General features: G+C 64.7%; 13 protein-coding genes and 1 riboswitch. Of the genes, 6 read left to right on the top strand and 7 right to left on the bottom strand.

Features of this window, described 5'->3' with window-relative positions:
* Position 1 precedes the first annotated feature (1 nt).
* From cobG to QTJ18_RS20820, 4 genes are read right to left on the bottom strand one after another with little or no spacing between them, the layout of a single operon-like run.
* Entirely contained in the window at positions 2-1,345 is a 1,344-nt protein-coding gene (gene cobG / locus QTJ18_RS20835; protein ID WP_252755242.1) for a precorrin-3B synthase, read from the bottom strand.
* On the bottom strand, positions 1,342-4,713 hold the full coding sequence (gene cobN, locus QTJ18_RS20830) for a cobaltochelatase subunit CobN (RefSeq protein ID WP_252755243.1): 3,372 nt from the start codon (positions 4,711-4,713) through the stop codon (positions 1,342-1,344). Before cobN ends, cobG begins: the two co-directional genes overlap by 4 nt.
* Positions 4,713-5,750, bottom strand: a complete 1,038-nt coding sequence (gene cobW, locus QTJ18_RS20825; RefSeq protein WP_252755244.1) for a cobalamin biosynthesis protein CobW — start codon at positions 5,748-5,750, stop codon at positions 4,713-4,715. The genes cobN and cobW overlap by 1 nt, the downstream gene beginning before the upstream one ends.
* Before the next feature lie 12 nt (positions 5,751-5,762).
* The gene (locus QTJ18_RS20820; RefSeq protein WP_489667275.1) at positions 5,763-6,200 is read right to left on the bottom strand and encodes a DUF1636 family protein; all 438 of its coding nucleotides are present in this window, start codon (positions 6,198-6,200) and stop codon (positions 5,763-5,765) included.
* Positions 6,201-6,277: 77 nt separating this feature from the next.
* Positions 6,278-6,504, bottom strand: a riboswitch (cobalamin riboswitch).
* Between the two features lie 94 nt (positions 6,505-6,598).
* Between QTJ18_RS20820 and cobO the strand changes: the two genes are divergently transcribed.
* Together cobO and QTJ18_RS20810 are read left to right on the top strand one after the other, a co-directional pair.
* Positions 6,599-7,213 carry a cob(I)yrinic acid a,c-diamide adenosyltransferase gene (cobO, locus tag QTJ18_RS20815; protein ID WP_252755246.1) on the top strand — a complete coding sequence of 205 codons (615 nt, stop codon included), beginning with the start codon at positions 6,599-6,601 and terminating at the stop codon, positions 7,211-7,213.
* Positions 7,213-8,682, top strand: coding sequence for a cobyric acid synthase (locus tag QTJ18_RS20810; protein ID WP_252755247.1), 1,470 nt, complete (start codon positions 7,213-7,215; stop codon positions 8,680-8,682). The genes cobO and QTJ18_RS20810 overlap by 1 nt, the downstream gene beginning before the upstream one ends.
* On the opposite strand, the gene cbiB is transcribed toward QTJ18_RS20810, so the two are convergent.
* Complete coding sequence (gene cbiB / locus QTJ18_RS20805; RefSeq protein ID WP_252755248.1) at positions 8,666-9,637, bottom strand: adenosylcobinamide-phosphate synthase CbiB; 972 nt, start codon at positions 9,635-9,637, stop codon at positions 8,666-8,668. The two genes, QTJ18_RS20810 and cbiB, sit on opposite strands and share 17 nt — an antisense overlap.
* A gap of 43 nt (positions 9,638-9,680) precedes the next feature.
* On the opposite strand from cbiB, the gene cobD reads away from it, so the two are divergent.
* The 4 genes from cobD (at position 9,681) to QTJ18_RS20785 (ending at position 14,743) form a co-directional block, all read left to right on the top strand.
* A complete protein-coding gene (cobD, locus tag QTJ18_RS20800; RefSeq protein ID WP_252755249.1) occupies positions 9,681-10,715 on the top strand; it encodes a threonine-phosphate decarboxylase CobD in 1,035 nt (344 codons plus the stop codon).
* Positions 10,716-10,794: 79 nt separating this feature from the next.
* Positions 10,795-12,246: a M20 family metallopeptidase gene (locus QTJ18_RS20795; RefSeq protein ID WP_252755250.1), complete on the top strand. Its 1,452-nt coding sequence runs from the start codon at positions 10,795-10,797 to the stop codon at positions 12,244-12,246.
* A 65-nt stretch (positions 12,247-12,311) separates the two neighbouring features.
* Entirely contained in the window at positions 12,312-13,772 is a 1,461-nt protein-coding gene (locus tag QTJ18_RS20790) for a phospholipase D-like domain-containing protein (protein ID WP_252755251.1), read from the top strand.
* A 149-nt stretch (positions 13,773-13,921) separates the two neighbouring features.
* On the top strand, positions 13,922-14,743 hold the full coding sequence (locus QTJ18_RS20785; RefSeq protein WP_252755252.1) for an endonuclease/exonuclease/phosphatase family protein: 822 nt from the start codon (positions 13,922-13,924) through the stop codon (positions 14,741-14,743).
* 13 nt (positions 14,744-14,756) lie between these two features.
* Here the strand turns inward: QTJ18_RS20785 and QTJ18_RS20780 are convergent, their stop codons facing one another.
* The gene (locus QTJ18_RS20780) at positions 14,757-15,884 is read right to left on the bottom strand and encodes an NAD(P)/FAD-dependent oxidoreductase (RefSeq protein WP_252755253.1); all 1,128 of its coding nucleotides are present in this window, start codon (positions 15,882-15,884) and stop codon (positions 14,757-14,759) included.
* Between the two features lie 78 nt (positions 15,885-15,962).
* Positions 15,963-17,162 (bottom strand): M20 aminoacylase family protein, encoded by a 1,200-nt coding sequence (locus tag QTJ18_RS20775; protein WP_252755254.1) that lies wholly within the window; start codon positions 17,160-17,162, stop codon positions 15,963-15,965.
* Positions 17,163-17,170 lie beyond the last annotated feature (8 nt).

The raw sequence follows: 17,170 nt of genomic DNA, 5'->3' as shown, positions 1-17,170 counted from the left end.
TTCAGGCAAGCGCCGCCGCGATCCGCTCAGGACCCAGGCGTTGCAAACAGTCACGGCTTGTTTCCCCGTTTCGGCGTTCCAGGCAAAGCAGCGCAGCGATGGCGGCAAGTGCCGCAACTTCCGTCCGGGGGGCGAGCCGTTTGGCGGGGGTATCGGTGGTTTTCCCGTCGATGACAAGATGCGTTGCATCCTGCGTGCCGGCAAAGGTGAGCGTGGCGGCCATTGGATGGGCGCAACCCTTCGGGCAGCCGGAGACGTGCAGGCGCACGGAGCCGTCGAGGAGCGCGCCTGCGGTGTCCGCGGCAAGACGGGCCAGGGCATGGGTCTCGATCCATCCCGATCGACAGGCTGGCCTGCCGGAACAGGCGTGGATAAAGCGCAGCGGATCATCCTCCTCGACGATGAAGCCGAGCTGCCGTGCCGCTGACTGGAGCGACCGGCAGCCCTCTTCGGGTCCGAAGCACAGCAGGCTATGCTCCGGAGCGGGGCGGATGGCGTCGATGCGGCAGGCTTCGGCCGCCTGTACCAAGGCGGCAAGCGGACCGGATTTTATCTGGCCGAAGGGCAAGGCGATGCGCAGAACGGAACTGCCATTTCTCAGAGGCAGCGCGCCGAAGGCATTGGCGTGCCGCGCCATGGCGAGCGGCGGGCCCTTCCGCAAGTGGCGACGCACATCGTCGGGCAGAGCGGCCGGGTCGATGTCGCGACCGCGTGTGCGCGGCCCCAATGCGGCAAAATGCGAAAGAAGCGCCACCACGCAGTCTGCGGCCTCGATTGCGGTGACGAAGCCAAGCGGACGACCCTCTTTCACGGTGCCACCGAGGAGGATGGTCCAGCCCGTCTCCCCTCCGCTTGCCTCATCCTTGGTCGCCACAAGACGGATATCGGCCAGAAGGTCGTCAAGGCGCAGCAGCCCCCCGCTTTCGATCACCACGGAAAGCTTGGGTGCCAGCGCGCCGTCCAAGCGTCTCGCCAAGGCCATGATGTCCTGGCCCAGCGGGCGCGGATCGACATCCAGGGTTTGATCACGCCCCGCCAGCGGCGACCATTCCACGGCAAGTCCTTCCCGGAGCGGCAGGCCGAGATCGCGCACATCCGTCTCCAGCGCGGCGGCAGAGCCGGGTGTCAGACCGCGGATCTGCAGGTTTCCGCGAGCGGAGATGTCGATCATGCCATTGCCGTGGCGCTCCGCCAGGTCGCACAGGGCGGCAAGCTGCAGGGGCGAAAGGGCTTCGGTCAGCGCCAGGCGCGACAGATAGCCGTCGCCGGTAAGCATAGGCGCATCAAGCGCCGGGCAGGCGCCGCGCGCCAGGGAAAGGGGCGGCAGGCTGAGAGATGCTGTCACCGCCGTCTCCCTCTTCGCGCCTTCGCCTCGGCAAAACCGCGCAGCATGTCGAGATCGCGATCGACCGAATTGCGGCGCGGCTGCAAAAGGCCCCGGCGCCTTGCGGATATCAACCGGTCTGCTATGGCGCGGGCGGCTTCCGGATTCTGCTCGAGGATGAAATCCCGCACGGTCTCGTCGACCACATAGGCCTCGAACACGGCTTCGATCAGGCTCTGCGGCACCGCATTGGTGGTTTCTGCGAAGCCGACCAGCCTATCCACGGTTTCGGCCAGTTCTGCCGCACCGCGCGGGCCATGGCGCATCTGGCCGGCGATGAAGCGGGGATTGACGGCGCGGGCGCGCACGGTGCGTGTCACGGCCTCCGTTAGGGAGCGTGCCCGCGGCTTTTGCGGATCGGTGGTGTCGAGCGCGATCAGATCGGCATTCCCGCCAAGGGCTGCGACGGCCGCTGCAAAGCCGCCGATAAAGGCGACATCGCCCGAACCGTCGAGCAGGTCGCGGCCGGGATCATCGCCGGTATGGACGAGAAGATCCGCCGTGCGGATGCGGCGGGCAAAGGCCTCGCCGGCCGCTCGCCCCTCGCCCTCGGCGCCGCCAAAGGCATGGCTGGCCATGGAAAGATAGGCGCGGCCCAGCTCTTCGCGGGCCTGCCAGTCACCGGAGGCAAGTCGCTCCTCGATACCCGAACCATAGGTGCCGGGCGCGGAACCGAAAATCCTTAGCGGCATCTCACCGTCCAGCCTTGCTTGTTCCGCCAGCGGATTGTCTCCTTCCGCCTCCTCGCGCGCCGCAATGGAACGGGTCGCACCATCAAGCAGCGCGATCAGCGAAGGGAACATGTCGCGAAACAGACCTGAAATGCGGAAGGTCACGTCGACGCGCGGGCGGCCGAGCTGGGCGGGCGGCAGGACTTCAATCCCGGTGACGCGGCCGGTGGCAGGGTCCTGGACCGGCCTTGCCCCCATCAGAGCCATTCCCTGGGCCACTTCCTCGCCGCCGCTGCGCAGGGTGGCACTGCCCCAGAGATCGATCACAAGGCGTCTCGGCCAGTCGCCGTGATCCTGCATATAGCGCCGGACCACCTCCTCGGCGGCCAGCCTGCCCAGCTCGAAGGCGGTCGGGGTCGGCATGGTGCGCGGATCGGATGCGAAGAGGTTGCGGCCGGTCGGCAAGACGTCACGCCGTCCACGGGCCGGCGCACCGGAAGGGCCAGGCCTGATATGATGGCCATCGAGCGCCGCCAGCAGCGCGTTCCGCTCTGCGGGAGCGCTTGCCAGCCGCAGGGGATCGCTGTCGGCGGGATCGGCGCGGCCGAAGACATGCTGGCCGTCCTTGATCGCGAAATCCTTGAGGTCGCAGAGGAAGGCGTCGATCCGCGACAGCGCCGTGTCCGGGTCCAGATCGCGGGAGATACCTGCCTCGGCGGCAAGACCGGTCTCCTCCGCCGCCTCGACGATCAAGCGGGCCAACCGATCGCGGCGGCGTCGATCCAGCCCGTCCGCCTGGGCATACTCGTCAACCAGCAGTTCCAGGCGCTGCTGGGACGGGGAAAGGCCAGCGCTTGCCAGAACCGGCGGCAGATGGCCGATCGTCAAGGCCGCGATCCGCCGCTTGGCGACCGCTGCCTCGCCAGGATTGGAGACGATGAAGGGATAGAGAACCGGCAAATGGCCGGTGACAATGTCCGGAAAGCAATCCTGCGCCAGCGCCACGGTCTTGCCCGGCAGCCATTCCAGCGTGCCATGCGCACCGAGATGAATGATGGCCTGGACGCCCAGCACATTCTGCAGGAAATCGCCAAAGGCCAGCAGTGCATGGCGCGGAGGACGGGCCGGGTCGTGATAATCGGTCCGCCTATCCTCTTCCCGGCCGCGATCCGGCGCCAGGGCAACGGTGACATTACCGAAGCGCAGGGCTCGGATGTGAAACAAGTCCTGGCCAATATCTTCGTCGGCTAAGGGCTCTCCCCAGGCGGAGGTGACGGCTTCCCGGGCATTTTGAGGAAGACCATCGAAAAAGGCTTGATAGCTGTCGGCCGAATGAGTCTCTGTCTGGCGCAGCAGGCGGTCCATCAGGTCCTTCGCATCCGCGGGAATGTCTGTAACCGCATAGCCCGCCTCTGCCAGATCCCGCAGCATCTGCAGCACGCTTTCCGGCACGTTGAGCCCGACGGCATAGCCGGTGCGGCCATCGGCGCCGGGATAATCCGGCATCAGGATGACAAGCCGGCGCTCCCGCCGGGGCGTTGCGTAAAGTTGGATGTGTCTGGCGATCCGCCTGGCGCTGGCCTCGACGCGGTCCGGCTCCGGACAATTGACAAGTCCTGTAAAGCCGAAATCCGCTACAGCCTCCCGTTCGGCCTTGAATGAGAGCGTCCCGGCCAGAATACGGCCGTCCAGCTCGGGCAGAACGACATGCATTGCAAGGTCCGACGGGCTGAGGCCGCGCTGGCTTTCCGCCCAGGCCTTGCGCCGCGTCGTGGCAATCACCGTCTGAAAGACGGGGATGCCCAGCACATCGAAAAGTGTCTCGCCATCCAGTTCGGCATTGCTGGCAAAGGCCGTGGTGGTTACGAGAGCCGCCGGTTTCAGCGGCATGAGCGAGTCGCGCAAAGCCTCCAGGACCGGCGCCTCCTTGAGCCCCGGCACGAAGATCGGCAGGACTGCGAGCCCGTGAGCCTCCAGCGCCGCCGTCAGCGCATCGATGGGCGCCACATCGCTCGCCAGAAGCATGGAGCGATAGAAGAGCAGCGGCAGGAGCGGCCTGTCCCCCTGTCCCTCCAGCGCCGCGGTAAGCGGGACTATGCCTTGATCGGGCCGGTAATAGCCGAATTTCGGCACGTCCAGCACGGGGGCGGGAGGGGCGGGCTCGCCGCCGCGTGCCTTTATCAAGAGCCGGCTTACGATCTGGTCCAGATTGTCCGGTCCGCCGGCGCGAAACAAAGCGAGGATAGAATGAATGTCTGAGGGATCGACGGTCGATGCGCCTTCCAGACGGTCATCGCGTTCGCTGCATTCGCCGGGCAGCAAATAAAGCGGGATGGAGCGTTCTCGCGCCAGGCTTGCCAGCTCATCGACCCCATAGCGCCAGCGATCATAGCCGCCAAGCACGCGCACCAGGATGAGCTTGGCGTGGCGCGCCACCTTGTCGATCCACAGATCGACCGACATGGGGTGGCGCAGGTCCGAAAGCTGAGCGAGACGCAGTGTTAAGCAAGCGTTGCGGGAGCGGTTCCAGGCTGCGGCAATACCGTTAAGATCGCTGTCGGTAAACGACAGCACCACCACATCACCCGGCGTCTGGTTCAGATCGACCGGCTCGATGAGATCGTCGAGCGACGAGGATGTGGTGGCGAGGATATGCATCAGGCGGCCAGAACTGCGCTGATCTTTGCCGCGTCTATGCCCTTTTCGCCGATCACCACCAATCGCGAGCGGCGGGCCTCCTGCGAGCCCCAGGGCCTGTCGAAATAATGGTTGACGCGCGGGCCGACGGCCTGGACCAGGAGCCGCATCGGCTTGCCGGCAACTTCCACATAACCTTTGATGCGCAGCACCTTCTGCGTTTCGGTCACATTCTGAATGCGCTGGCTGAGTGCCTCCGGGCTGGCGATCGCCGGGATGTCCAGCACGAAACTGTCGAAATCGTCATGCTCGTGATCAAGCTCGTCATCGTGATGCGTCTTGCGGTTTTCGATATCGTCCTCCACCGCAAGGCCAAGCCCGATGAAGATCGTCGGATCGATCGCGCCGTTTTCGGCGGTCACGATGCGCACCGCGCGCGGCAGATGGTCCTCGATATGGGCGCGGGCCCTGTCGAGATCCGCCGGCTCGAGAAGATCGGTCTTGGTGAGGACGACGAGATCGGCGCAGGCGATCTGGTCCTCGAAAACCTCTTCCACCGGGTCGTCATGATCGAGCGACTGATCTTCGGCACGCTGGGCAGCCAGCGCCTCCAAATCGTCGGCGATCCGGCCTTGCGCCAGGGCAAGTCCGTCCACGACCGCCACCACGCCATCGACCGTGACGCGGCTCTTGACGCTTGGCCACTGGAAGGCCTGAATCAGCGGTTTCGGCAAAGCCAGACCGGAGGTTTCAATCAGGATGTGGTCGACCCTCGGCTCCATTGCCAGGATCTTGTCGATCGCCGGCACGAAATCATCCGCCACGGTGCAGCAGATGCAGCCATTGGCCAGCTCGATGATATTGTCCTCCGGGCAGCTGTCGATGCCGCAGCTCTTGAGGATTTCGCCATCGATGCCGACATCGCCGAATTCATTGACGATGACGGCGAGCCGCTTGCCGGTGATCGTCTGGAGCGCATTGCGCAGCAGTGTCGTCTTGCCGGCGCCGAGAAAGCCGGTCACGACGGTACAGGGCACACGGGTAAGCGATGGGGTCATGATGGCGGTCCTTCAGATCTTGTTCGATATGGATTGCAGGGGTGGCATGCGAGCGATCATGCCGCGCTTCAAGGCGTCGGGTCTCCCCTTCCAGGGCATCAGCCCATCGGCGGAGGCGGCAAGCAGGCGTGCGCCGTCCAAAAGATCGCCGGCGGAATCGAGGCTGAGATCGCCGAAGACATAGGACCAGCCATCGGCCCTCTGGATGGCGGCGCTCAGGCCGCGCTTGCAATTGGCAAGGCAGGCGACGGCGCGCACGTCCACATCCGGCGCCTGCAGGCTCCTGGCTGCATCGGCAAGCCTGGCGCCGGCGCGCGGCTGGTCTGAAGCTTCGCTGCCGTCACGGCAGGTCTCGCAGACATAGACGACCACGCGCGGCGCCTCGCCTGCACTGGAATTGGTCCGGTCCGGTTTGGTCGAAAGATCCAAAACTCCACCCCATGTGTTCATCATAGCGGGGTGCGTCCACGACGGATCTGCGATCCGCATGGGTGGTCACGTCCCTTCCGGAGCACCCCGCCCGGCTGGACTTTACTTCCTCAACGGCAGGTCTCCTGGCTCGCGGTTCATGGTCCGGACACCGCCTTCCCGAAGCTCGCGCTCCAGTGGCATTTCGCGCCGGACGATCCAGCCCTTGCGGGCGGAGGCCGCTTACAGTTGCGGGGGCAGCCGTGGTTTTGGGGCAGAGCACCGCACCACGTTCCCTCTTAGCTTTCCCCGTTGCCGGGGAAAGACCGTTGCAGGGTTCACTATGCGTTTGCGCAAGCCCGTGTCAATGGCGCATTGCCGATGGTCTGCTTTCGACTATAGTCCGGCGCTTCGTGGAACAGGCATGGAAGGAGCGGCCGATGAAGGAGATCGAGGAGCACGAGGCAGAGCGCCATCGCCGCAAGATGGAGAACCGCAAAGCGGTCCAGGATGCCGAAGTCGCATCGAAAACCATCGAGAAGGGCCTGTTGATCGTCAATACCGGGCCGGGCAAGGGAAAATCCACGGCCGCCTTCGGGCTTGCTCTGCGCATGCTCGGCCATGGTCGCAAGGTGGCGGTGGTGCAGTTCATCAAGGGCGCCTGGGATACGGGGGAACGCGTGGCGCTGGAGGCCTTTGGCGAACGCGTGCTGTGGCACACGATGGGCGAGGGTTTCACCTGGGATACGCAGGACCTGAAGCGCGATGTTGCGGCCGCCGGACGGGCATGGGAGATGGCCAAGGAGATGATGGCGCTGCCGGAGGTGGGTCTCCTCATTCTCGACGAAATCAACATCGCCCTGCGATACGACTATCTCGATCTCGAAACGGTCATTGCAACCCTTAGCGCCCGCAGGCCCGATCTGCATGTGATCGCCACCGGCCGCAATGCCAAGGCACCGCTGATCGAGGCGGCCGATATGGTAACGGAGATGACGCTGGTGAAGCATCACTTCAAGGCCGGCGTGAAGGCTCAGGCGGGTATCGAATTCTGATGACGCAGCGGCTCGCCAGGACCCTGATGTTCCAAGGCACCGGTTCGGATGTCGGGAAGTCGCTGGTGGTGGCGGGCCTGGCGCGCGCTTTCACGCTCCGCGGGCTCCGCGTCATGCCGTTCAAGCCGCAGAACATGTCGAACAATGCGGCGGTGACGGATGATGGCGGCGAGATCGGCCGGGCACAGGCCTTGCAGGCGCGGGCGGCCCGGATGCCGCTTTCCGTCCACATGAACCCTGTGCTCCTGAAGCCGCAAAGCGAGGTGGGCGCGCAACTCGTCGTGCAGGGGCAGGTCGAGGGCAATGCCCGCGCCGCCGAATATCAGCAGATCAAAGCCCGCCTGATGCCGCGCGTGCTGGAGAGTTTCGACCGCCTGAAGGCAAAGGCCGATCTGGTGCTGGTGGAAGGAGCCGGCAGCGCCTCGGAGATCAACCTGCGCCGCAACGATATCGCCAATATGGGTTTTGCCCGCGCAGCAAACGTGCCGGTCGTGCTGATCGGCGATATCGATCGCGGCGGCGTCATTGCAAGCCTCGCCGGCACCAGGACGGTCCTCGACCCGGCGGATGCCGCTCTCATCGAAGGCTTCATCGTCAATCGCTTCCGCGGCGACCCCAGTCTGTTTGCCGATGGCATGCGGATGATCGAGGCCTTCACCGGCTGGAACCCGATCGGTCTCCTGCCGCATTTTGCCGACGCCATGCGGCTGCCGGCGGAAGATGCGCTGGCGCTGAATTCGGTGCCCGTCTCCAAAGCTTTTGCGCAGATCCGCATCGCGGTGCCCATTCTGCCGCATGTGTCGAATTTCGACGACCTTGATCCGCTCGATGCGGAGCCGGCGGTGGAACTCGTCCGGGTGCGGCCGGGCGGCGTGCTGCCGGCGGATGCCGATCTCGTCCTGCTTTTGGGATCGAAGGCGACGATCGCCGATCTGAAAGTGCTGAAATCCGCCGGCTTCGACATTGATATCGCCGCCCATCTGCGCCGGGGCAAGCCGGTGATCGGCCTGTGCGGCGGTTACCAGATGCTGGGAAAACATGTGGCCGACCCGGACGGGATCGAAGGTCCGGCCGGTGCCATGGAGCCGGGCCTCGGCCTCCTCGATGTCGAGACGCGGCTGACAGGCGACAAGCGACTGGTGGCGGTCACGGGCCGCACAGCCGATGGCAATTCCTTTGCCGGCTATGAAATGCATGTGGGCGAGACCGTGGGTGGTGACTGCCTTCGCCCCTTCGCCGACATCATGGGCCGCAGAGAGGGCGCCGTTTCTGCCTCAGGCCTTGTCTCGGGCACCTATGTGCACGGCTTGTTTGCCGATGACGGGCAGCGATCCGCCTGGCTGAAGCGGCTCGGGGGTGCGCCCTCGCAGCTCCATTACGAACAGGGTGTCGAAGAGGTCCTGGATCGGCTGGCCCGGCATATCGAGCAGCATCTCGATCTCGACAGGCTGCTTACCATAGCGCGGTGAGGCCGTCTGCCAGAAGGCCGAAGAGAATGATCAGCAGCAGGTCTGCAATGCGGGACAGGCTGAGCGCGCGCATGATATCCTCGGCTGTGGCTGCACGGCGACCGCCTTCGCCCATCACATGGTCTTCGACGAGAACGCCGTCATAGATGCGCGGACCGGCAAGTCCGAGGCCGAGGGCGCCCGCCATGGCGGCCTCCGGCCAGCCGGCATTCGGCGATTTGTGCTTGCCGGCATCCCGGCGGACGGCGGCCCAGGCGCCGCGCGGCGATGTTCCCGGCACGAGACAGGCTGCTGCGATGAACAGCAGGGCCGTCAGACGCGAGGCCGGCAGGTTGACGAGGTCGTCGAAGCGGGCAGCGGCCCAGCCGAAGGCGCCGTAGCGGGCATTTCTGTGCCCAATCATGCTGTCGGCCGTATTGGTGGCCTTGTAGAGAGCCGCGCCGGGCAGGCCGAGCAGGCCGAGCCAGAGCGCCGGCGCGGTGATGCCGTCTGAAAAGTTTTCCGCCAGGCTTTCAATGGCCGCCCGGCTCACCCCGGCCTCGTCCAGCTGATCCGGATCCCGCCCGACGATCATCGAGACCGCTTTGCGACCCGCCTCGATCCCGCCTGTCTCCAGGGCAATGGCCACGGCGCGCACATGGCTTTCCAGGCTTTTCTGGGCAATCAGGCTGGAGGCCACCACCGCCAGCAGCAAAATGCCGAAGGGCAGGAGAAGGACGGATCGCTCGATGAGGAACGACACCATCAGCGTTGCGGCAAGCAGGGCGATGAAGGCAAGGACGCCATTGCGCCGGCGGGCGCTGAAATCGAGATCTGAGCGGTTCAGACGGTGCTCCAGACTCTCGATCAGGGCGCCGATCCACATCACCGGATGTCCAATGCCTCGAACAAGCCATTGCGGATAACCGACAAGCCGTTCAATAACGAGCGCGAGGAAGGCGAGAGAGAAGGCCATGGAGCGAACCGGCGAGACTGAAGGATGGCAAGGAGCGCCTGTCATGCATAAAATTGGGCATGGCGGCAACCTGAGACAGGCGGAAAGCCTCTTTCCGGCGGCGCCGAGACCATGGATCGACCTGTCCACCGGCATCAATCCGCATGCCTATCCATTCTCGCAGCCGCCCGCCACGGCCTTTGCCCGCCTGCCGGAGCCGGATGATCTAGCGCGACTGAGGCAGACGGCGGCCCTCGCCTATGGGGTCTCGTCCGCCGATCACGTCGTTGCCGCGGCCGGCACGCAGATCCTCCTGCCGCTTCTGATCGAGGCGGTCTTCGGCAGGACCACGCCGCACCTGAAGCAAGCAGCCATCCTGTCGCCCACCTATGCCGAGCACCGGCAGATGGCGAGGCTTGCGGGCTTTGCGGTGCGGGAAACGGGGAATGTTGCGGATCTTTATGATGCCGACCTGGCGATCCTCGTCAATCCCAACAATCCCGATGGACGTCTGGTGTCTCGCGGCGATCTGCTTGCACTCGGGGCGCATATGGAAGCCAAAGGCGGTCTTCTGGTGGTCGATGAGGCTTTCATGGACGTCGTGGAGACAAAAGGGCAAGGGCCAGCCCAGTCAGTGGCGGATCGCGTCCATGGAGGCCTGGCGGTCCTGCGGTCCTTCGGCAAATTCTATGGGCTTGCCGGTATCCGCCTGGGCTTTGCCATTGCCGCTCCTGCGATTGCAGCACGGCTGTCGGCTCATCTTGGCCCCTGGACCATTCCCGGCCCTACGCTTGCCATCGGCCTGGAAGCCCTTGCCGACACAGGCTGGCAGCACGCCATGCGGGAGCGGCTGCAAGTCGAAGCCGAAAGGTTGAACGCGCTTCTGGCGGCGGCCGGGCTCGAGGTGCTGGGCGGAACGTCGCTCTTCCGTTACGTTCGCCATGCGGCCGCAAGAGACGTGTTCGAACGCCTGGGACGCGCCGGAATTTTTGTCCGGACCTTTCCCGAGCGACCCGACCACCTGCGCTTCGGACTTGCGCGGCCGGATGATTGGCCGCGTCTGAAGCACGCGCTCTGCCCAGAAAACCGGCAGGCCTAGAGACTGCAGGAAAGATTTGCATTCTGTCGATGCTGGGATAGGGTCGAACGGTCTTGAATATCGCATGCAGGTGAAACCGATGTCCTCCGCCCAGCCCATGAGCAGCAATCTTCCTGAAATCTTCGATGCCGTCGATCGCAAACGCGAGGTCTTCACTGAACTCGCGGACCGGGTCTGGGCCACGCCCGAGACCTGCTACATGGAAGAGGAATCGGCGGCGGCGCATCGGGAAATGCTGGAGACGCAAGGCTTCCGCATTACCGAAAACGTGGCCGATATTCCGACGGCGCTGATCGGCGAGGCGGGCGAGGGCGGTCCGGTAATAGCCTTTCTCGGCGAATATGACGCGCTGGCCGGGCTCAGCCAGAAATCGGGCATTGCGCGGCAGGAGGCGATGACAGCCGGCGCCAACGGCCATGGCTGCGGTCATAATCTGCTGGGCTCCGCCTCGCTTCTGGCGGCGACGGCCCTGAAGGACTGGCTGGAGGCCACGGGCACCCCCGGCCGCGTGCGCTATTACGGATGCCCGGCGGAAGAAGGCGGTGCGGCCAAGGCCTTCATGGTGCGTGCCGGCGCCTTCGAGGATGTGGATATCGTCATATGCTGGCACCCCAGCAATTTCGCCGGCGTGCAGCGGGAGACCTCGCTTGCCAATTGCCGCATCGATTTCACCTTTACCGGCCGCTCCTCGCATGCCGCCGCCAGTCCCGAGCTCGGCCGCAGTGCCCTCGATGCGGTGGAACTGATGAATGTCGGCGTCAATTACCTGCGCGAGCACATGCAGCAGGATTGCCGCATTCATTATGCGCTGCTCGATGCCGGTGGCATATCGCCCAATGTCGTGCAGGCGCATGCCAAGGTCCGTTATGTCGTGCGGGCGCCCGAACTGGCCGGTCTGTTCTCGCTGATCGAGCGGGTTCGCAAAGTGGCCGAAGGTGCGGCTCTCATGACCGAAACGACGATGGAGAACCGGATCCTGTCGGGGGTCTCCAACCTGATCGTCAACACGCCGCTGATGGATGTGATGCAGGATATCTGGCAGAGCCTCGGAGCGCCCGATTACGACCGCCAGGACGTCGCCTTTGCCGAAGCCATTCGCGCCACCCTGAGCCCGGAAGATATCGCCGCCAGCTGGGCACAGGAGAGGCTGGAAGAGCGCGATGTGCCGCTGGCGGACTTCATTCTTCCGGCGCATAACGAGGTGCGCCAGATGGGCGGCTCCACCGATGTCGCCGATGTCAGCTGGGTCGTGCCGACCGTCCAGGCCTATGGGCCGACGCTTGCCATCGGCACCCAGCTGCACACATGGCAGGTGGTGGCGCAGGGCAAGAGCGGCATTGCGCACAAGGGCATGGTGGCAAGCGCCAAGGCCATGGCTGCCACCGGGCTTGCCGCGCTGCAAAGCGAGACCCTGCGCGAGGCCGCCTGGGCGGATCTCAAACGCCGCCTGAAAGGCCAGGCCTATCGCAGCCCGATCCCGGCGGGCACCGAGCCGCCGGTCGAGGCCATGGGCGGTCGCCGCAGGGCATAATTCCGTTCGAGCCATCCACGCGGCAGGTCATTGCAGCGGCCCGCCCATCGCCTATATCTGTCGCAATGCTTGATCTTCTCTCGTCCTACTGGCCGCATATCGTCTTCGTTCTGTCGGTGGTGATGGGAGCGACGGCTGCCATCCATGTCGCCATGACCAAAGAGGAAGTCCGTTCCGCCGTCGGCTGGGTGGGCGTCATCCTGCTGTCACCGATCGTCGGCGCGCTGCTTTATTTCGTGGCTGGCATCAATCGCATTCGCCGCACCGTCGTGTTCAACCAGCGGCAGCTCAAACAAAAGCCGTTCAACGCGCATGCGATCTCCTTCGATGCCAGCGATGATCGGGTGGCCGGCGAATTCGGCCGGCGCTTCCTGGCCATGAAGACGCTCGGCGATCGCGTCTCGCGCTGGAACATCACCTCCGGCAACCGGATCGATATGCTGAATGGCGGCGATGCCGCCTTCGGCGCCATGCTGCAGGCGATACGGGAGGCGCGACGCAGCATCCTGCTGGAGACCTATATTTTCGACCGGGACAAGATCGGCCGCAGGTTTGCCGAGGCCCTGTCGCAGGCCGTGGCGCGCGGTGTCGAGGTTCGCGTGCTGATCGATGCAGTCGGTGCGCGCTATTCCGTCCCGAGCGTGCTCGGAATGCTGCGGGATGGCGGTGTGCAGGTGGCAGTCTTCAATGGCAATGTCATCATGGGGCTGCGCCTTCCTTACGCAAATCTTCGCACACACCGAAAGATCATGATCGTGGACGGGGCTCTCGCCTTTACCGGCGGCATGAATATCCGCGAAGCCTTTTCGCAGGAGATCGCCGGAGAGACATGCTCCATCGACACGCATTTCCGTCTGGAGGGGCCGGTCGTCGCCGATCTGTTTGCCGTCGCCGCGGAAGACTGGCAATTTGCCAGCAACGAACTCCTCACGGGCGAAGCCTGGCAGATCGGCGACCAGCAGGGAGAAGCCGGTGCGCCTATGCTGGCACGGGTGGTGGCGTCCGGGCCGGATCGCAGCCTGGAAACCAATCACAAGCTTCTGATGGGCGCTTTTTCGGTGGCCAGGAGCACGATCCAGATCGTCTCCCCCTATTTCCTGCCGGACCGCGAATTGATCAGCGCCCTTGCCACCGCGGCGCGGCGCGGCGTTGCCGTTGACATCATCGTTCCGGCTTCCAACAATCTGACGCTGGTCGACCGCGCCATGACCGCGCAGTTCGACCAGATCCTGAAGGGCGATTGCCGCATCTGGCGAGCCTCCGGCCCCTTCAACCATTCCAAGCTGACGGTGGTTGATGGGCGATGGGTCTATGTTGGTTCGTCGAATATGGATCCGCGATCGCTGCGGCTGAATTTCGAAGTCGATGTCGAGATCTACGACATTCCCTTTGCCGCGACGATCGAAACCCGGCTTTCCCAAATCAGGTCGACGGCGGAGGAGGTGAAACTGGAGGCATTGCGCGCCCGTCCTTTCCCTGTGCGGCTCTTCGAACGCGTGTTGTGGCTCGGATCTCCCTATCTTTGAACGCCTGAAGACCGGCCGCTTTGCGGCCGTTTCGCCGGGCGGACGACGCGGCGTGGCACGACGAAGTTCGCCTCAGCTGCATCTCGGGTCTGGAAGCCCGACCGCCGAGCGCTATACTGGCTCCTATGGTATTTCAAACAAGACGCCGCATGTCAGATCCCCCTCGGCCCAACCTTCCCGCCAGCATTCTGGCGTCCATCCGCAATCGCAAGCAGCGTGACGTCCATGGCGATGCTTCAGGCGGGGCGGAGGCAGGCACGCTCCTCGTCGCCTCCTACAATGTGCACAAATGCGTCGGCGTGGATGGCCGTTTCGATCCCGGCCGCATTGCCCAGGTCATCCGGGAAATGGCGCCCGATCTGTTGGCCCTCCAGGAGGCCGATACGCGCTTCGGCGAACGGCGGGGGCTCCTCGACCTTGCCTGGATGGAACGGGAGACGGGCCTCGTGCCGGTGCCGCTGACCGGGGTGGCCAAGGCCCATGGCTGGCACGGCAATGTCCTCTTCATCCGCGAAGGGGTCGTTCGGGACGTCCATCAGCTGAAGCTTCCAGGTCTCGAACCCCGCGGCGCGCTCCTGACGGAGCTGGAACTGAAGGATGGATCGCCGCTGCGCGTGATCGCGGCTCATCTCGGTCTCCTCAATCGTTCCCGCCAGCAGCAGGCGCGGATGATCCTCGATATCCTTGCCGCGCGCGACGAACAGCCGACGCTGCTGATGGGCGATCTCAACGAATGGCGGCTTGGCACCCGATCCTCGCTGAATTCGCTGGCGGCGGCGTTTCGCGGCATGCCCCCGGCAGTGCCGAGCTTTCCGTCCAGGCTTCCGGTCCTCGCGCTCGACCGCATCATGTGCAACCGGCCCGGTCTCGTCGATGTGGTCAAGGTTCATGACACGGCGCTTGCACGGATCGCCTCCGACCATCTGCCGATAAAGGCCACGGTGAAGGTCCAGCCAGACCCGCCGGTGTGAGGGGCGGCACGGCTCATGCGCGGGGCGCGGCGCGCTCCGTCGCCCTCAGCCTGTCGGCCACCTCCCGGGCAATGGCCAGCGAGGCGGTAAGGCCAGGGCTTTCAATGCCGAACAGGTTGACCAGGCCGCGCACGCCATGAGCCTCGGGACCGTCGATGCGGAAATCGGCAGCCGGATCCCGCGGGCCGCAGATCTTCGGTCTGATGCCGGCATAGCCGGGGGTGAGCGCATCCTTCGGCATAGCGGGCCAGTAGCGGCGGATGGCGTCCGCGAAACCGGCGAGCCGCTGCGGGTTTACCGCGTAATCGATCCGATCGACCCATTCGACATCCGGACCGAACCGGGCCTGACCGGCGAGATCGAAGGTCAGGTGGACGCCAAGCCCATGAGCGGACGGAGCGGGATAGATGAGGTGCGAAAAAGGTGCCCGTCCCGAAAGCATGAAATAATTGCCCTTTGCATAGCGCGTCTCCGGCACATGAGCCGCATCCAGCCCGGTCACGCAACGCGCCACGGCCGAGGCCTGCAGGCCCGCGGCATTGACGATCATCGAACACGACAGATCGATCGGTTCCTCGCCGCCGGCATGCACGATGAAGCCCTCCTCGGTGGGCCGGGCCATGAGGAGAGGCGTGCGCAGCGCCACCACCGCCCCGGCCTCCTGCGCATCCCCCAGAAGGGCCAGCATATAGCTGTGGCTGTCGATGATCCCCGTCGAGGGCGACAGGAGCGCGGCCACGCAATCGAGCGCCGGCTCAAGCGTGCGCGCCTCCTCGGCGGACAGCATCCGCAGATCATCGCAGCCATTGGCTTCGCCGTTCCTGCGCAGCGCCTCCAGGAGCGGAACCTCGCTGAGCTGTGTCGCCACGATCAGTTTTCCGGACTGACGATGGGCCACGCCATGCGTCCGGCAGAAGGCATACAGCGCCTCGCGCCCTTCGACGCTCAGTCTCGCCTTGAGACTGCCCGGCGGGTAATACAGGCCGGCATGGATAACCTCGCTGCTGCGCGAGGATGTGCCGGTGCCGATGGCGCTATCTGCCTCCATCACCACGACGGAACGGCCAGATGCCGCCAGTTCCCGAGCGCAGGCCAGGCCGATAACCCCTGCGCCGACGATGATGGCATCGATATCCGTCATTCACTATTCCTGCTTTGATGAGGGATGGCGGAAGGCTTGTTTGCGTGCCTTGGTCCCGTCTTATGCCTGTTTTGCCGACTACACCCGCTCCGCCTGTCCGCTCCGCCCTGTCTCCGGCGGCGCATTCAGAAAGGTCTCGACCAGTTCGACCCACATGGCGACGCCGATGGGCAGCGCCTCGTCGTTGAAATCGAACCGCGGATGATGGAGCGGCGGGTCGTTCTCCGTCTTCGCTGTTCCGAGCAGGAAATAGCTGCCGGGGCATTCCTTCAGCATGAAGGCGAAGTCTTCGCTCCCCATCGAGGGGCGCGCGAGCTCGACGAGCTTTTCGGCTCCCACGACCCTGGCCGCCACATCCCGCACGAGATCGGTTTCCCTTTTATGGTTGATGGTGGGTTCGTAGCCACGCTCGTAGTCGATCGACACCGTCATGCCGAAGCTTTCCGCCTGGCCCTGTGCAAGCGCGCGGATCCGGCGTTCCAGCATGTCGCGGACCGCAGGGTCAAACGAGCGCACCGTCACCGCCATTTCCGCCCGCTCGGGGATGACATTGCTCGCCTTTCCGGCATTGAAGGCGCCCACGGTGATCACCGCCTGGTCCAGCGCGTGCAGATTGCGCGAGACGATCGTCTGAAGCGCCATGACGATGCTCGCTCCGCAGACGATCGGATCGCTGGCGTCCTGCGGCTCTGCGCCATGCCCGCCGCGACCGTTGACGATGATGCGGCATTCATCGGCTGCCGCCATGATCGCACCCTCGCGCACGGCAATGGTCCCGAAGGGAATGCTGGGATCATTGTGCAGGCCAAAGACCGCATCGCAGGGGAAGCGCCGGAACAGCCCGTCCTCGATCATCAGCCTGGCGCCGGCGAAATTCTCTTCCGCCGGCTGGAAGATCAGGTTCACGGTGCCGTCGAACATGCGGCGCTCGGCCAAGATCCGGGCAGCTCCCAGCAGCATGGCCGTGTGGCCGTCATGGCCGCAGGCATGCATGAGGCCCGCAGTGCGGCTGGCATGATCGAGGCCGGTTTCCTCCTGGATCGGCAGGGCGTCGACATCGGCCCTTATGCCGATCGATCGGCCGCTCCCGCCCTGCGTCAGCCGGGCCACGAGACCGGTCTGGCCGAGCCCCCGGGTGACCTCATAGCCGAGGCCGAGGAGTTGTTCGGCGAGAAAATCGGAGGTCTTGAATTCCGAAAGGCCAAGTTCAGGATTCTGGTGAAGGAAACGGCGGGTCGCGACAAATTCAGGACTATAATTTGAAAACTGGATCGTCATCGGCGGTT

The sequence above is a fragment of the Rhizobium sp. SSA_523 genome (assembly GCF_030435705.1).
Classification (GTDB): Bacteria; Pseudomonadota; Alphaproteobacteria; order Rhizobiales; family Rhizobiaceae; genus Neorhizobium.
The sequence above is the reverse complement of the archived record's forward strand: the minus strand, read 5'-3'. Positions and strand labels throughout refer to the sequence as shown.

Bases quoted from the DNA above. Each gene is read 5' to 3' on its own strand.
- QTJ18_RS20810 (WP_252755247.1), top strand. From the start codon at position 7,213: ATGACGCAGCGGCTCGCCAGGACCCTGATGTTCCAAGGCACCGGTTCG.
- cobW (WP_252755244.1), bottom strand. From the start codon at position 5,750: ATGACCCCATCGCTTACCCGTGTGCCCTGTACCGTCGTGACCGGCTTT.
- cobO (WP_252755246.1), top strand. From the start codon at position 6,599: ATGAAGGAGATCGAGGAGCACGAGGCAGAGCGCCATCGCCGCAAGATG.
- QTJ18_RS20780 (WP_252755253.1), bottom strand. From the start codon at position 15,884: ATGACGGATATCGATGCCATCATCGTCGGCGCAGGGGTTATCGGCCTG.
- QTJ18_RS20820 (WP_489667275.1), bottom strand. From the start codon at position 6,200: ATGAACACATGGGGTGGAGTTTTGGATCTTTCGACCAAACCGGACCGG.
- QTJ18_RS20790 (WP_252755251.1), top strand. From the start codon at position 12,312: ATGCTTGATCTTCTCTCGTCCTACTGGCCGCATATCGTCTTCGTTCTG.
- cbiB (WP_252755248.1), bottom strand. From the start codon at position 9,637: ATGGCCTTCTCTCTCGCCTTCCTCGCGCTCGTTATTGAACGGCTTGTC.
- cobN (WP_252755243.1), bottom strand. From the start codon at position 4,713: ATGCATATCCTCGCCACCACATCCTCGTCGCTCGACGATCTCATCGAG.
- QTJ18_RS20775 (WP_252755254.1), bottom strand. From the start codon at position 17,162: ATGACGATCCAGTTTTCAAATTATAGTCCTGAATTTGTCGCGACCCGC.
- cobD (WP_252755249.1), top strand. From the start codon at position 9,681: ATGCATAAAATTGGGCATGGCGGCAACCTGAGACAGGCGGAAAGCCTC.
- QTJ18_RS20795 (WP_252755250.1), top strand. From the start codon at position 10,795: ATGTCCTCCGCCCAGCCCATGAGCAGCAATCTTCCTGAAATCTTCGAT.
- QTJ18_RS20785 (WP_252755252.1), top strand. From the start codon at position 13,922: ATGTCAGATCCCCCTCGGCCCAACCTTCCCGCCAGCATTCTGGCGTCC.